Consider the following 15,900-nt stretch of genomic DNA (forward strand, 5'->3'; position numbering starts at 1 on the left):
AATTCTATGGACAATATTTTAGACAAAGCGAAACAATGGTTAACAGCAACTTTTGATGCTGAAACTCAAGCAGAAATTAATGAATTAATTACTAACAACCCAGATGATTTGGCCGATAGATTCTATAAAGACATGGAGTTTGGTACAGGTGGTATGCGTGGTGTTATGGGTGCCGGAACTAACCGTATTAACAAATATACGTTAGGTAGAGCAACACAAGGTTTGTCTAATTATTTATTAGAAAACGTTAAAAAAGAAGTAATTAGCGTAGTAATTGCGTTTGATTGTAGACACAACAGTAAAAAATTTGCTAAAGTTGTTGCAGATGTTTTATCTGCCAATGGTATTAAAGTATTTTTATTTGAAGACTTAAGACCAACTCCAGAATTATCTTTTGCCGTTCGTCACTTAGGTTGCGATGCAGGTATTGTTTTAACAGCTTCTCACAACCCACCAGAATATAATGGATATAAAGTTTATTGGGCAGATGGTGGACAAATTGTTCCTCCGCATGATAGTGGAATTATTGGTAATGTAAATGCTTTAGATTTTTCCGAAATTAATTTTGATGCAAATGAAAGTCTAATTGAAGTTATTGGTAAAGATGTAGATGATGCGTTTATTGCAGAGTCTGTAAAAAATGGTTCTTTATCTGATGATATAGATAGAAAAAACTTAAAAATAGTTTTCACTTCTTTACACGGAACATCAATTATGTCTGTACCTGATGCCTTAAAAAATGCAGGATATACAGATGTACATATTGTTGAAGAACAAAGAGTTCCTAACGGAGATTTTCCTACCGTAAAATCACCTAACCCAGAAGAACCAGAAGCTTTAGAAATGGCTACAAAACTAGCTAATGAAATAGGTGCTGATATTGTAATAGGTACAGACCCAGATTGTGATAGATTAGGTGTTGCTGTTAGAGATTTAGATGGAAATATGAAATTAATGAATGGTAACCAAACAATGGTTGTTATGACAGATTTCTTATTAAAAAAATGGCAAGAAGAAGATAAAATTAATGGTAAACAATTTGTTGGATCTACAATTGTTTCTACAGAATTAGTTAATGACGTTGCTGCTAGTTATGGTGTTAGTACAAAGGTTGGTTTAACTGGTTTTAAATGGATTGCTAAAATGGTAAGAGATTTCCCTGAACTAGACTTTATTGGTGGTGGTGAAGAAAGTTTTGGTTACATGGTAGGAGATTTTGTGCGTGATAAAGATGCAGTAACTGCAACTCTTTTAGCCTGTGAGGTTGCAGCATATGCTAAACAGAATGACAGTTCTTTTTATGAAGAATTATTAAACATATACATAGAAAACAAATTCTATAAAGAACATTTAATTTCTATTACTAAAAAAGGAATGGATGGAGCTGCAGAAATTCAGCAAATGTTAAGTGATATGCGTAACAATCCTATAAAAGAAATAGATGGAGAAAAGATAGAATCACTTTGTGATTATCAAGCATCAACTAAGAAAAATCTTATTACCGGAGAAGTAACAACTATTGATATGCCAAAATCTAACGTACTAATTTATCAAACAGAATCTGGTACAAGAATTGCAGCAAGACCAAGTGGTACAGAACCAAAAATAAAATTCTATTTTAGTGTAAACACTTCTTTAGATGATGAAAAAAATGCTATAACTACAGAAGCAGAGTTAGATGCAAAAATTCAGAGAATTATAAAAGAATTAAATTTATAAATGACATACTTTAAAGACATTATAAAGTTTGCAAAACCTTATCAAAAATTTGCATGGTTAAATGTGTTCTTTAATATTTTATATGCCATTTTTAATGTACTATCTGTTCTAGGTTTTATTCCTGTTTTAGGAATTTTATTTGGTAAAGAAGAAAAAGTACATCAAAAACCAGTATACAAAGGTATAAGTAGTATATACGATTACGTACAAGGCTCTATCAATTATTCTGTTACAAACATGTTAGAAACAGGAGGCATTGATAAAGCTTTGCTATTTATATGCATATTATCATTTAGTCTATTTTTCTTTAAAAATTTATTTAGATATTTAGCTTCTTTTGTTCTTGCTTTTCTTAGAAATGGTGTTGTTAAAGACATTAGAGATAAATTATATCATAAAATTTTAGAGTTACCGATAGCCTATTTTTCTGAAAAGAAAAAAGGAGATACAATTGCAAGATTAACAGCAGATGTAAAAGAAGTAGAAACTACCTTTTTAACATCATTAGAAACTATTGTTAGAGAACCATTAACTATAATTTTTACACTTATTTCTATGTTTGCTATAAGTGTAAAATTAACTTTATTTGTTTTTATTTTATTGCCAGTTTCTGGTTTTATAATTTCATCAATAAGTAAAAAATTAAAAGCAAACTCTTTATTAGCACAACAAGAAACAGGTAATTTTTTGTCTTTTATAGAAGAAACTCTAACTGGTTTGCGTGTTATTAAGGCTTTTAATGCAGAAGAGAAAATTGAAAGTAAATTTAATAACTCTACCAAAAAATATAGTAACTTAATGACAAAAGTTATTCATAGAAAATCATTGGCATCACCAATGAGCGAATTTCTAGGAGTTACTACAATTATAGCTATTTTATGGTACGGTGGTAAATTAGTTTTAGGTGACAATAGCGATATGCAACCACAAGAATTTTTTGGTTACATTGGTTTATTCTACTTGGTTTTAAACCCAGTAAAAGCAATAGCGTCTACATTTTCTGATATTCAGAAAGGAGATGCTTCTGCAGAAAGAATAATGGAAGTTTTAAACACAGAAAACAACATTAAAGACAAACCAAACGCTATTGTTAAAAACAGTTTTAACAATAAAATTGAATTTAAAAACATTTCTTTTAAATATAAAGATGATTTTGTCATACAAAACTTTTCTTTAACCGTTACAAAAGGAGAAACAGTAGCCTTAGTTGGCCAATCTGGTAGCGGAAAATCTACCTTAGCAAATTTGGTTACTCGTTTTTATGATGTTAATAAAGGTGAGGTTTCTATTGATGGTGAAAATATAAAAGACATTAGCAAAAAATCTTTAAGAAGTTTAATGGGTATAGTTACTCAAGATTCTATTTTATTTAATGATACCATTGCAAACAACATTAAATTAGGCACCGAGAAAGCAACAGATGAAGCTATTTTAGAAGCTTCGGAAATTGCAAATGCCAATGAATTTATTCAAAATTTACCAGAAAAATTTAGCACAAATATTGGTGATAGCGGAAACACTCTTTCTGGCGGACAAAAACAACGTTTATCAATCGCTAGAGCAGTTTTAAAAAATCCACCAATAATGATTTTAGATGAAGCAACTTCTGCTCTAGATACAGAATCGGAACAATTAGTACAAGTGGCTTTAGATAAAATGATGCAAAATAGAACTTCTTTAGTTATCGCACACCGCTTATCTACCATACAAAAAGCAGATAAAATTGTGGTAATGAAAAAAGGTAAAATTGTAGAACAAGGAAAACATGAAGAATTATTAGCCAAAAAAGGTGAGTATTTTAAATTAGTATCTATGCAATCTTTATCTTAAAAATGATGAAAAGTTTTATAAATAAAATAAAACGCATTAAATTATTCTATTACATTAGTAATGCTTTTATAGACTTATTACCAAAGTTTTTATTCAGAAATAACCTTAAGTATTGGCTAAACTTAAAAAATAAATACCCTAAAGAAGTTATAGAAACTAGACTTAATTATTATTTAAACAATAGTCTTAAAGAGATAGAAATACCTGCTAGTTCTATTAAAATTGAAGATATTAAATTAAAAAACAATAAGAGTTTTTATTATTATGATTTGATAAAAATTATTAGATATTTTGATAAAAAACTAAAAATCAATTATAAATTTGGCGATATTGATGTAAATCAAGAAAAACCAACCTTTGTAAAAAGTAGACCTATTCATCATAATGGTAATTCTATCCTTTTAAAATTAAATTCTTTTAGACATTTTAATTTTATAGATGATGATTTAAATTTTTCTGAAAAGAAAAATGAAATTATTTGGCGAGGCATGGTACACAAAGAAAATAGAGTATCTTTAGTTGAAAAATTTTATGACAAACCTAATTTTAATGTAGGTAGTTTAACTTTAGGAAACAGCAAACCAGAATGGGTAAAACCTTTTATCAGCATAAAAGAGCAACTAGAATATAAATTTATTCTTTCTATAGAAGGCCATGATGTTGCCACAAATTTAAAATGGATTATGTCTTCTAACTCTTTATGTTTTATGCCAAAACCAAAGTTTGAAACTTGGTATATGGAAGGTAAACTTATTCCTAATTTTCATTATGTTCTTATAAAAGATGATTATTCTGATGTAGAGGAAAAAATGGATTTTTATTCTAAAAACACCTCCGAAGCAGAAAAAATAATTAAAAATGCCCAAAATTGGACATTACAGTTTAAAGACAAAAAATTAGAAAAACTATTATCTATATTGATAATGAATTCTTATTTGCAAAAAACCAAACAACTTAAATAACACCATGCATATTTTAATTGTTAATAAAGGGAGTATTCCTGTAACTCTTTATGGTGGAACAGAAAGAGTTGTTTGGAGCTTAGGTAAAGAATTAAATAACTTAGGTCATAAAATTACTTTTTTAGTAAAAAAAGGATCTTATTGTAATTTTGCTGATGTAATACATATTGATGAAGAAAAAGATATTTTAAGTCAGATACCAGATAATATAGATATTGTTCATTTTAATTTTACACCTAAAAACCTAAAAACACTTACTAAACCTTATGTACTTACCATACATGGTAATGGTAATAAAAAAGACTTGGACTCTAACGCTATATTTGTTTCTAAAAACCATGCAGAAAGATATAATTCTAATTCTTATGTTCATAATGGATTAGATTGGAGTGAATACAAAAAACCGACATTAAAAACACCTAAAAATTATTTTCACTTTTTAGGAAAAGCGGCTTGGAGAGTTAAAAATGTACAAGGCGCAATAAATACTATCAAGAAAACAAAAAAAGAAAAACTTAAAGTTTTAGGCGGAGTTCGTTTTAATGTAAATATGGGAATGCGCTTTACCTTTACACCAAGAGCTTCTTTTTACGGAATGGTTGGCGGTGAAAAAAAGTTTGATATTTTAAACGAATCCAGAGGTCTTGTTTTTGCTGTAAAATGGCACGAACCTTTTGGCTTAGCAATTACAGAAAGTTTATATTACGGTTGTCCTGTTTTTGGAACACCTTATGGTTCTTTATCAGAAATTGTAACTAAAGATGTTGGTTATTTATCAAACAATGCATCTGAATTGGCTTTAGCCATCGAAAAATATTCCGATTTTTCAAGAAAAAAATGTCATGAATATGCACAAGACGTTTTTAACGCTAAAGTAATGGCATTAGCTTATTTAGAAAAATACGAAATTGTTTTAAATGGTAATTTTTTAAATAAAACAAAGCCAAGACTTTTAGATCAAAATTCGCCTAAATTTCTAAATTGGGTAGATTAATTATTTAAGCAATTGTTAAGCCTAATTTTTTCCCTTTTTCAATCATAAATTGATAACAAGCTTCATGCTCGTTTGGTATTTTACCATCTAAAATAGCTTCTTTAATGGCTTCTTTTATTTTACCAATTTCTCTACAAGGTTCTAAATTAAAAGCTTTCATAATTTCTTCTCCGGAAACAGGAGGTTGAAAGTTTCGTACTTTATCACGCTCTTCTACCTCTTTTATTTTAATCCTTACTAACTCAAAATTGTTATGATATCTTTTAAATTTTATTGGGTTTTTAGTAGTTATATCTGCTTCACACAATGTCATTAAAGAATTAATATCATCACCCGCATCAAACACCAAACGCCTTACTGCAGAATCTGTTACATCTGTTGCTAAAACAATAGGTCTAGAACTTAAAAAAACCATTTTCTGAACAAATTTCATTTTATTATTCAGAGGCATTTTTAAACGTTTAAATAATTTATAGACCATTTTAGACCCAACAAATTCATGAGAATGAAATGTCCAACCTACTTTTTTATTAAATTTCTTTGTGGGTGCTTTTCCTATATCATGCAAAAGAGCAGCCCATCTTAACCAAACATCATCTGTGTTTTTTGCAATATTATCTACAACCTCTAATGTATGATAAAAATTATCTTTATGTTTTTGACCTTCAACTTCTTCTACTCCTTTTAGAGCTATTAATTCTGGTAAAATTTGCTTTAATAACCCCGTTTTTTCTAAAAGTAAAAAACCTATAGAAGGTTTAGGCGATTCTAAAATCTTATTTAGTTCTACAACAATTCTTTCTCTTGTAATTATTTTTAATCTGTAAGCATTTCTTTTTATTGCTTTTAAAGAATCTTCATCAATATTAAAATTTAATTGTGTAGTAAAACGGATGGCACGCATCATTCTTAAAGGATCATCAGAATAAGTAATATCAGGATTTAAAGGGGTTTTTATTACCTTATTTTTTAAGTCTTCAATACCGTTAAACGGATCTAAAAGCTCACCAAAATTATCTTCATTTAAACTTAAAGCAAGAGCATTAATTGTTAAATCTCTTCTATTTTGGTCATCTTGTAAAGTACCTGCTGTTACTTCTGGGTTTCTACTATCTTCTGTATAAGATTCTTTTCTAGCACCAACAAACTCTATTTCTATGTCTTTATAACGCAACATTGCTGTTCCGTAAGTTTTAAAAACCTGCACCTTTGGTTTATTTGGCAACAATTTAGAAACTTGTAAAGCTAAATCTATACCGCTACCAACAGCAACAACATCTATGTCTTTTGCTTTGCCTCTTTTTAAAATAAAATCTCTTACAAAACCACCAATTACATAACTTTCTAATTGTAATTGTTTTGATGCTTTAGATATAACATTAAATATTTCTGATGAAATGGCTTCTTTAAAGAATTGTTTTTGCATGAATTTACTTTCTTAAATTGTAAAACAGAAGATAATTTTTAAAATAATCTGCCTATTTAATTTTGTGCAAATCTACTACATAATATATTTTACGCAAAATAGCTTTACCTATTTATTAGTCTAGTTCTAATTGATTTTTTTTTATTTTTTAAAAATACTCTATCATTAATTTTCATTTAATAAAGAAATCATTACTATTTTTGTGTTTATTTTCTATTTATGATGAAGCCGAATATTTCTGTAATTATTAGTACCTACAATTCTGTTGAATGGTTAAAAAAAGTTTTATGGGGTTATAACCAACAAACTTATAACAATTTTGAAATTGTTATTGCTGATGACGGTTCTAAAGAAGAAACTAAAATTACTATAGATAAATTATCTAAAGAGGTAAAATACCCTATTACTCATGTTTGGCATGAAGACAATGGGTTTCAAAAATCTCAAATCTTAAACAAAGCTATTATTGCATGTAAGGCTCCCTATATAATAATGTCTGATGGAGATTGTATCCCTAGAAAAGATTTTATTCAGGTTCATGACACTTATAAAGAAGAAGGTTATTTTTTATCTGGAGGATATTTTATGTTGCCAATGAATATTTCTAAACTAATATCTAAACAAGATATTGAAAGTAATGATTGTTTTTCTATTGATTGGTTAAGCAAAAATGGATTAACTAAAACTTTTAAAAACAATAAACTAAAACATAGCGGCTTAAAAGCTAAATTTTTAAATTTTGTTACACCAACTAAACCAACTTGGAATGGCCATAACGCTTCTGGATGGAAAAAAGACATTATTGCTGTAAATGGTTTTGATGAACGTATGCAGTATGGTGGACAAGATAGAGAGTTGGGTGAAAGGTTGGTTAATTTAGGTATAAAATCTAAGCAAATTAGATACAGTGCAATTGTTATTCATTTAGATCATCCGCGTGGATATGCTAATGAGAAGAGTTGGAAAATAAATAATGATATTAGAAAAAATACTAGAACTTCTAAAACTAGTACTACAAAGTTTGGTATTGTAAAAGGATAAAATAAAATTAGTCTAAGTTATTACTTCATTTTCTTTTGAAGTAGTCTTAGACTTACATATTTAATAAAAATACCGTAAGACTGAATTGCTGCAATTACAAAACCTCTAAAACCGTCTAAAAAACCTAATTTAAAAAAATAATGAGTTAAAAATCTTGTTTTGGGTTTTACAATAATTTTAAATAAAGAAGATTTTTTTCCTTGTGCAAAAAGCTCTTTGGCTTGTAACTCTTTATAGTTTTGAACCTTAGTTAAATGGTGACTAAAGTTCTTATAAGAATAGTGTTTTATAGGTGTTTCTATCTCACCAATTTTTCCGTCAGTTATAATTTTTTCATGTACTAAGCTCCCATTATATCTAGAAAAATTTTTATCAAATAAACGAATTACTTTGTTATTACTGTAACCACCAAACTTAATTTGTTTATTCATAAAATAGAAATCTCTATTAAAAGAGAAACCTACAAAATCTTTAGGATTTTTAACTGCTTTTAAAATTTCTTCTCTAAGTTCTTTTGAGACTCTTTCATCTGCATCTAAAACATAAATCCAAGAATTTGTTGCTTTACTTATTGCAAAGTTTTTTTGAGAAGAAAAATCATCAAACTTTCGTTTGATGATTTTTACATTATATTTTTCTGCTAAAGCAACTGTATTATCCGTACTAAAAGAATCTATTACAATAATTTCATCAGCAAAAAGAACAGATTCGATAGCCTCTTCAATATGAAATTCTTCATTTAAAGTAGGTATAATAGCAGTAATCTTTATCATAGTTTAATTTTTCTTAAACGGCTACATCATACTCACGCAATGCATCGTTTAAAGATGTTTTTTTATTGGTACTTTCTTTTCTTTTACCAATAATTAATGCACAAGGTACATTATATTCTCCTGCTGCAAACTTTTTTGTATAACTACCAGGAATAACTACAGATCTTGCAGGTACAACACCTTTCATTTCTACAGGCTCATCACCAGTAACATCTATAATTTTAGTACTCATTGTTAACACAACATTAGCACCTAAAACAGCTTCTTTTTCTACTCTTACACCTTCTACAACTATACATCTAGAACCTAAAAACGCTCCGTCTTCTATAATAACTGGTGCTGCTTGTAATGGCTCTAAAACACCACCAATACCAACTCCACCAGATAAGTGTACGTTTTTACCAATTTGCGCACAAGAACCAACTGTTGCCCAAGTATCTACCATTGTACCTTCATCTACATAAGCACCAATATTTACATAACTTGGCATTAAAATAGTACCAGGAGAAAGGTAAGATCCTTGACGAGCAGATGCACCAGGAACTACACGTACACCTTGTGATGCATAATCTGTTTTTAATGGCATTTTATCATGATACTCAAAAATACCTGCTTCTAAAGTTTCCATTTTTTGAATAGGGAAATATAAAACTACGGCTTTTTTAACCCATTCATTTACCTGCCATCCACCTTCTATTGGCTCTGCAACTCTTAACTCTCCTTTATCTAATAAATCTACAACTTTTCTAATTGTATTAGTTGTATTTTCTTCTTTTAACAACTCACGGTTTTCCCAAGCTGCTTCTATGATTTCTCTAATTTCTTTCATCCTGATAAATTAATTTGTGCAAATATAAATTTATCCGCAAAAAACAAGAACGAATATACGTTTTTTAAACAGATTATTTCTTGTTGTTTAAAATGCTGTTGTGTAAATAATCTGCTAAATTCTAACTTTTAATCAGTTAACTTATTCTATTATATTTTAATTATTGAATTATAACTTTTATTTTTGTAAAAAAAATTAACTTGGGTAGAATTCTCGCTATTGATTTTGGTAAAAAAAGAACTGGTATTGCTGTTACTGATGAATTGCAAATTATTGCTTCTGGCTTAACAACCGTAAATACAGAAGGATTAATTCTTTTTTTAAAAGAATATATTACCAAAGAAAATGTAGAACTTTTTATTGTTGGTAAACCCAAACAGTTAAACAATACTAATAGTGAAAGTGAAACTTTAATTGTTCCTTTTTTAAAAGAATTAAAAAAACAAATACCTCAAATACCACTCATAAGAATTGATGAACGTTTTACATCTAAAATGGCTTTTCAAACTATGATAGATGGTGGTCTTAATAAAAAACAACGAAGGAATAAAGCTTTGGTTGATGAGATTAGTGCCACTATTATTTTACAATCGTATTTATATAACAAATAATAAAATATTGTTATTTTAAAATTGTTGTAAAATGTTAAAACAACTATAAAAATATTACTTCTAAAAAAATCGTAATTCAAAAATTCGTAATTCGTAATTCTAAATTGTACTTTTGCGAACCTTAAAAAATAAAGACATGATTTTACCAATTGTAGCATACGGAGATCCAGTATTACGTAAAGTAGCAACTGATATCGATGCAGATTATCCAGAATTAGAAAAACTTATCTCTAACATGAAGGAAACCATGTACAACGCTTCTGGTGTTGGTTTGGCTGCACCTCAAATAGGTAAATCAATTCGTTTATTTATTATTGATGCTTCTCCTTTTGCTGAAGATGAAGATTTATCCGATAAAGATAGAGAAGCTTTAAAAAACTTTAATAAGGTATTTATAAATGCTAAAATTTTAGAAGAAGAAGGTGATGAATGGGCTTTTAGCGAAGGTTGTTTAAGCATACCAGAAGTTAGAGAAGATGTTTTTCGTAAACCAAAAATTACTATAGAATATCAAGACGAAGACTTTAAAAAGCACACAGAAACTTTAGATGGTTTAGCTGCTAGAGTTTTTCAACACGAATACGATCATATTGATGGAATTTTATTTACAGACAAACTTTCATCTCTAAAGAAAAGATTGATAAAAAAGAAACTAGAAAATGTTTCTAAAGGAAAAATTAGAGCAGAATATAGAATGCGTTTTCCTAATGTAAAAAAAGGCAAATAGTCTAAAAGACAAATAATTATATAAATGGAATTTAGTAAAATAATAGCAGTAACAGGTAAACCAGGATTATTTCAGGTAATCTCACAAACTAAAAATGCAGTAATTGCAGAATCTTTATTAGACAACAAACGTTTAGCTATAAACGCTACTCAAAACGTAAGTTTATTAGAAAACATTGCTATCTACACATATGAAGAAGATGTACCTTTATTAGATGTTTTTACTTCTATGTTTAAACAAACAGAAGGTAAAGAAGCTTTATCTCATAAAGAAAATGCTAAAAAATTAACTGCTTTTTTTGCAGAAGTTTTACCTGATTATGATGAAGAAAGAGTATACTCTTCTAACATAAAAAAAGTAATACAGTGGTTTAATATTTTGGTAAAAGCTGGTATGGACTTTTCTGAAGTAGAAGAAAAAACAGAAGAAACAGAAACCGAATCATAATGAATTCTAGAAAAGATCAGTTAGCGGCTTTTAATAGATTGTTAGATATTATGGATGATCTTCGAGAGAAGTGTCCGTGGGATAAAAAACAAACTTTAGAAAGTTTACGTCATCTTACAATAGAAGAAACGTATGAACTAGCTGATGCAATTTTAGATAATGATTTACCAGAAATAAAAAAAGAATTAGGCGATGTGCTTTTGCACATCGTCTTTTATGCTAAAATTGGAAGCGAAAAAAATGCTTTTGATATAGCAGATGTTGCCAATACAATTTCTGATAAACTAGTACACAGACATCCGCATATTTATGGTGATGTAGTTGCAGAAAGCGAAGAAGAAGTAAAACGCAATTGGGAACAATTAAAATTAAAAGAAGGAAACAAATCTGTCTTAGAAGGTGTTCCTAAAAGCTTACCAGCTGTTGTAAAAGCTAGTAGAATACAAGAAAAAGTAAAAGGTGTTGGTTTTGATTGGGAAAAACCAGAACAAGTTTGGGCAAAAGTACAAGAAGAACTTACCGAATTAAACGAAGAAATTAAAGCAGGTAATAAAGAAAACACCGAAAAAGAATTTGGTGATGTTTTATTTTCTATGATTAATTACGCTCGTTTTATTGGCGTAAATCCAGAAAATGCTTTAGAAAAAACGAATAAAAAATTTATCAATCGTTTTCAATTTTTAGAGCAAGAAGCTAAAAAAGATGGCAAAGAACTTGCCGACATGTCTTTAACTGAAATGGATGTTTATTGGGAAAAGTCGAAAGCTTTTTTTAAATAAGACATTTTCAATCTCAATCAGGTAGAGCGCATTCGAGATTTTTTAATAAAATTACTTATTTTTCTTCGGATAAAACTGCGATTGCAAAAAACCTAATCCGTATCCTAAAAACTGAGTTAAAGAAGTAAACATACTTAAAAAAGCGACCTTTAAATTCCTATTCTGTTTTAAAGAATCTAAAAAAATTAGATAAAAATAAAACCCGTAGAAATACAATAATTGATTATAACCTAAGATTGCTAAAAGAATACTTAAACCAATTCCTAAAATAAATAACGAAGGAAACCAATAAGTAAGTTTTGCTGTGGAAGGATATTTTTTATTTAAAATAGGCCTTGCAGTACCAAAACCAAAAGTTTGTTTAAAAAACTGCGCAATTGTACTTCTTCTTTTATGATACACAAATGCTTTTTCTATCAGTTGCGTGTCACAATTGTTTTTCCAAAGTCTAAAAGTTAAATCGATATCTTCTCCGTTTTTCATTTTAGAAAAACCTTGTGTTTTTTCGAATGCTTTTTTTGATAAACCTAAATTAAAACTTCTTGGTTGAAATTTGCCAACAGCTTGTTTTTTGCCTCTAATTCCGCCAGTTGTTAAAACCGAAGTCATGGAATAATTAATAGCTTTTTGTAATGCTGTAAAACTTTTATGAGCTGCATCTGGCCCACCAAAAGCATCCGTAAAATTATTTTTGAGAGCTTTGTCTACTTCTGATAAATATTGTTTTGGCACAATAACATCAGAATCTAAAATGATAAAATAGTTTCCGTTTGCTTTTTGCATTCCAAAATTACGACTTGCTCCTGCTCCGCTATTTTCTTTAAAAAAATATTTTAAATCTAGCTGACTTCTATATTTTTCTACAACTAAATCACTTTTTTTGATTGAACCATCTTCTATGATTAAAACTTCAAAATCATTAGAAAATTCTTGTTTGGTAAGACTTTCTAGCAACTCGTCTATTTCTGTTGGACGATTGTAAACGGGTATAATTATGGAAAAAAAAAGCTTCAAATGTTATAAAATTTCGAAGTTTCAAAAGTTCTTTATTTTGAAACTTATTGGCAAAAGTAGATAATTAAAAAATATTTTTTATGTTTTAAAAAAGTTGGCAAACAAGTTTAGCCCTGATTGAGCGGTTTGTTTGAGCTCTTTTGAGGTACGAAAAAAGCGAGTAGCGAAAGCAGGAAATAGCTTCAAAAAAAACTACTCAAACTTTTCCATTATTGCATCACTAACTCCCATATTTGAAAAACCTCCATCATGAAACAAGTTTTGTAAGGTTACTTTTTTTGTTAAATCCGAAAAAAGTGAAATGGTATAATCTGCACAATCTGCTGCAGAAGCATTGCCTAACGGACTCATTTTTTCTGAAAAATTAATAAAACCATCAAAACCTTTTACGCCATTTCCGGCTGTTGTTGGTGTTGGAGATTGCGAAATTGTATTTACACGCACTTTAAAATCTCTACCAAAATAATAACCAAAACTACGTGCAATTGATTCTAAATAGGCTTTATTATCTGCCATATCATTGTAATCTGGAAAAACTCTTTGCGCCGCCATATAAGTTAACGCAACAATAGAACCCCAATCTTTCATCGCTTTTTTATGATATAAAACATTTAAAACTTTATGAAAAGAAACGGCTGAAACATCCCAACCTTTTTGGGTAAAATTATAGTTTGGGTCTGTGTAAGGTTTGTTTTTACGCACATTTACAGACATACCAATTGAGTGTAAAACAAAGTCTATTTTTCCTCCTAAAATCTCCATAGATTTCTCTACCAAATTTTCTAAATCTTCTATAGATGTTGCATCTGCAGGAATAATTTGAGCGTTTGTTTTTTTTGCCAAAACATCTAATTCTCCCATTCTAATAGAAGCTGGTGCGTTGGTAAGTACAAACTCTGCTCCTTCTTCAAAAGCTCTTTCTGCTGTTTTCCAAGCGATAGAGTTTTCGTTTAAAGCGCCAAAAATAATTCCTTTTTTTCCTTTTAGTAAATTGTACATCTTTTAGTAATTAGGATTTAATAAATAGTGAATAATAGTATTTTATTGTTAGTTCTTGACTGCGCTAGAACTGACATTTAAAAACTAATTCAATAATTCTTTTGCATGTGTTAATACCGATTCTGAAATATCTTTACCACTTAACATTTCTGCAATTTCTTTAATTCTTTCATCAACAGATAATTGCTTTAAATTAGTTGTAGTAACTCCTTTTATTTCTTTTTTAAATACTTTGTAATGATTACTTCCTTTTGCGGCAATTTGTGGTAAATGTGTAATCGCAATTACTTGCATATTTTTACTCATTTTTTGCATAATTGCAGCTATTTTATTAGAAACTTCACCAGAAACTCCTGTATCTATTTCATCAAAAATAATGGTTGGCAATTGTGTGTTTTCTGATAAAATAGTTTTTACAGATAACATAATTCTAGACAACTCACCACCAGAAGCAACTTTTTTCAATTCGCCAAAACTACCACCTTTATTTGCAGAAAAAAGGAATTCTAACTCATCTTTTCCGTTAGCAAAATAGTTTTTAGTTGGTGTTATTTTTATTGAAAAACGAGCGTTTTCCATTCCTAAATCATTTAATAAAGCTTGTAATTCTTTATTTAATTTTGGTATCGATTTAGTTCTTGCATTTGTAATTAAATCTGCAACTTTATCTAACTTACCAGAAACGTCGTCTATTTCTTTTTGTTTTTCATTAATAACTTCGTCTGCAGATTCTACTTGCGCTACTTTTTCTGATAAATCTTCAAAAACAGTGATCAATTCTGCATTAGAACTTACTGTGTGTTTTTTCTGTAAATTATATAACAGTTGTAATCTATCATTAATTTCTTCCGCTTCATTTGGATTAAAATCTACATTTTCATTCGCATCTTCTAATTCATTTACAACGTCATCAATTTCTATTTTTACAGAAGTAATTCTTTCTGATAACTCTTGATACTCTTTAGAAAAAGCGGCTATTTTACTCAACCTATTCTCTAATGTATTTAATAAATTCTGAATACCAATTTCTTCGTTAATTGTAATTTCTAAAGCTTCAGATAAATTGGTTTTTATTTCTTCTATATTATTTAATTTCTCTAATTTTTCTTCTAATTCTTCTTGTTCATCAACTTTAATATTTGCTTCTTCTAATTCTTTAAAAAGGTGCAAATTGTATTCGTATTGTTGGTTGGCTTCTTTCTTTTTATTTTCTAAATTAGAAAGTTCTTTTTTTAATTTATTTAGCTGAGAAAATCCTCTTTTGTAAGAAGCAATTCTTTTACTATTTTTTGCCAAAGCATCTAAAATAGAAAACTGAAAATCGTTATCTGACAACTCCATTGTTTGATGCTGAGAATGTACATCAATCAACTTTGTTCTTAATTTATTTAATACAGATAAAGTTACCGGAGTATCATTTACAAAAGCTCTAGATTTACCCGAAGGAAGAATTTCTCTTCTAATAATTGTTTCAGCCTCATAATCTAAATCTACTTCGTTAAAAAAGTCTTCTAAATTATAATTAGCAATTGATACTTTAGCTTCTACAACACATTTTTTTGTAGTGTCTTTTAAGGACGATAAATCTGCTCTATTACCTAAAACCAAACCCAAAGCGCCTAAAAGAATAGACTTACCTGCTCCTGTTTCACCAGTTATAATGGATAATCCTGAAGAAAAATCAATAGATAATTGATTGATTAATGCGTAGTTATTTATGGATAGTTGTGCTAACAAATTTTCTGTATT

The 15,900-nt window shown here is 28.8% G+C and carries 15 protein-coding genes; 9 read left to right on the forward strand and 6 right to left on the reverse strand.

Features of this window, described 5'->3' with window-relative positions; translation table 11 throughout:
• Window positions 1-6: 6 nt before the first annotated feature.
• Genes KI686_RS08105 through KI686_RS08120 form a run of 4 tightly spaced genes read left to right on the forward strand, consistent with a single transcriptional unit; the run spans window position 7 to window position 5,505 of the window.
• The gene (locus tag KI686_RS08105; protein WP_237588775.1) at window positions 7-1,719 is read left to right on the forward strand and encodes a phospho-sugar mutase; all 1,713 of its coding nucleotides are present in this window, start codon (window positions 7-9) and stop codon (window positions 1,717-1,719) included.
• Window positions 1,720-3,549 carry an ABC transporter ATP-binding protein gene (locus KI686_RS08110; protein WP_237588776.1) on the forward strand — a complete coding sequence of 610 codons (1,830 nt, stop codon included), beginning with the start codon at window positions 1,720-1,722 and terminating at the stop codon, window positions 3,547-3,549.
• A gap of 2 nt (window positions 3,550-3,551) precedes the next feature.
• Window positions 3,552-4,511 carry a glycosyl transferase family 90 gene (locus tag KI686_RS08115; protein ID WP_237588777.1) on the forward strand — a complete coding sequence of 320 codons (960 nt, stop codon included), beginning with the start codon at window positions 3,552-3,554 and terminating at the stop codon, window positions 4,509-4,511.
• A 4-nt stretch (window positions 4,512-4,515) separates the two neighbouring features.
• Window positions 4,516-5,505 (forward strand): glycosyltransferase, encoded by a 990-nt coding sequence (locus KI686_RS08120; protein ID WP_237588778.1) that lies wholly within the window; start codon window positions 4,516-4,518, stop codon window positions 5,503-5,505.
• 4 nt (window positions 5,506-5,509) lie between these two features.
• On the opposite strand, the gene KI686_RS08125 is transcribed toward KI686_RS08120, so the two are convergent.
• The gene (locus tag KI686_RS08125) at window positions 5,510-6,931 is read right to left on the reverse strand and encodes a CCA tRNA nucleotidyltransferase (RefSeq protein ID WP_237588779.1); all 1,422 of its coding nucleotides are present in this window, start codon (window positions 6,929-6,931) and stop codon (window positions 5,510-5,512) included.
• A gap of 219 nt (window positions 6,932-7,150) precedes the next feature.
• Between KI686_RS08125 and KI686_RS08130 the strand changes: the two genes are divergently transcribed.
• Entirely contained in the window at window positions 7,151-7,972 is an 822-nt protein-coding gene (locus KI686_RS08130; protein WP_237588780.1) for a glycosyltransferase family 2 protein, read from the forward strand.
• 20 nt (window positions 7,973-7,992) lie between these two features.
• Here KI686_RS08130 and KI686_RS08135 read toward each other — a convergent pair whose 3' ends face one another.
• Together KI686_RS08135 and KI686_RS08140 are read right to left on the reverse strand one after the other, a co-directional pair.
• Window positions 7,993-8,745, reverse strand: coding sequence for a glycosyltransferase family 2 protein (locus KI686_RS08135; RefSeq protein WP_237588781.1), 753 nt, complete (start codon window positions 8,743-8,745; stop codon window positions 7,993-7,995).
• Between the two features lie 13 nt (window positions 8,746-8,758).
• Window positions 8,759-9,574 (reverse strand): 2,3,4,5-tetrahydropyridine-2,6-dicarboxylate N-succinyltransferase, encoded by an 816-nt coding sequence (locus KI686_RS08140; RefSeq protein WP_237588782.1) that lies wholly within the window; start codon window positions 9,572-9,574, stop codon window positions 8,759-8,761.
• Window positions 9,575-9,774: 200 nt separating this feature from the next.
• Between KI686_RS08140 and ruvX the strand changes: the two genes are divergently transcribed.
• The 4 genes from ruvX to mazG all read left to right on the forward strand — a co-directional run bounded on the left by ruvX (window position 9,775) and on the right by mazG (window position 12,138).
• A complete protein-coding gene (gene ruvX, locus KI686_RS08145; protein ID WP_237588783.1) occupies window positions 9,775-10,185 on the forward strand; it encodes a Holliday junction resolvase RuvX in 411 nt (136 codons plus the stop codon).
• Window positions 10,186-10,321: 136 nt separating this feature from the next.
• Window positions 10,322-10,912 carry a peptide deformylase gene (def, locus tag KI686_RS08150; RefSeq protein WP_237588784.1) on the forward strand — a complete coding sequence of 197 codons (591 nt, stop codon included), beginning with the start codon at window positions 10,322-10,324 and terminating at the stop codon, window positions 10,910-10,912.
• Between the two features lie 24 nt (window positions 10,913-10,936).
• Window positions 10,937-11,359: a DUF5606 family protein gene (locus KI686_RS08155; protein ID WP_237588785.1), complete on the forward strand. Its 423-nt coding sequence runs from the start codon at window positions 10,937-10,939 to the stop codon at window positions 11,357-11,359.
• Complete coding sequence (mazG, locus tag KI686_RS08160) at window positions 11,359-12,138, forward strand: nucleoside triphosphate pyrophosphohydrolase (protein WP_237588786.1); 780 nt, start codon at window positions 11,359-11,361, stop codon at window positions 12,136-12,138. Before KI686_RS08155 ends, mazG begins: the two co-directional genes overlap by 1 nt.
• Window positions 12,139-12,189: 51 nt before the next feature.
• Here the strand turns inward: mazG and KI686_RS08165 are convergent, their stop codons facing one another.
• The 3 genes from KI686_RS08165 to recN all read right to left on the reverse strand — a co-directional run bounded on the left by KI686_RS08165 (window position 12,190) and on the right by recN (window position 15,888).
• Window positions 12,190-13,152, reverse strand: a complete 963-nt coding sequence (locus tag KI686_RS08165; RefSeq protein ID WP_237588787.1) for a glycosyltransferase family 2 protein — start codon at window positions 13,150-13,152, stop codon at window positions 12,190-12,192.
• Window positions 13,153-13,344: 192 nt separating this feature from the next.
• Window positions 13,345-14,151, reverse strand: a complete 807-nt coding sequence (locus KI686_RS08170; protein WP_237588788.1) for an enoyl-ACP reductase FabI — start codon at window positions 14,149-14,151, stop codon at window positions 13,345-13,347.
• A gap of 84 nt (window positions 14,152-14,235) precedes the next feature.
• Window positions 14,236-15,888: a DNA repair protein RecN gene (recN, locus tag KI686_RS08175; protein WP_237588789.1), complete on the reverse strand. Its 1,653-nt coding sequence runs from the start codon at window positions 15,886-15,888 to the stop codon at window positions 14,236-14,238.
• Window positions 15,889-15,900: the final 12 nt, after the last annotated feature.

It is taken from the genome of Polaribacter sargassicola (genome assembly GCF_021991835.1).
GTDB classification, from domain to species: Bacteria; Bacteroidota; Bacteroidia; order Flavobacteriales; family Flavobacteriaceae; genus Polaribacter; species Polaribacter sargassicola.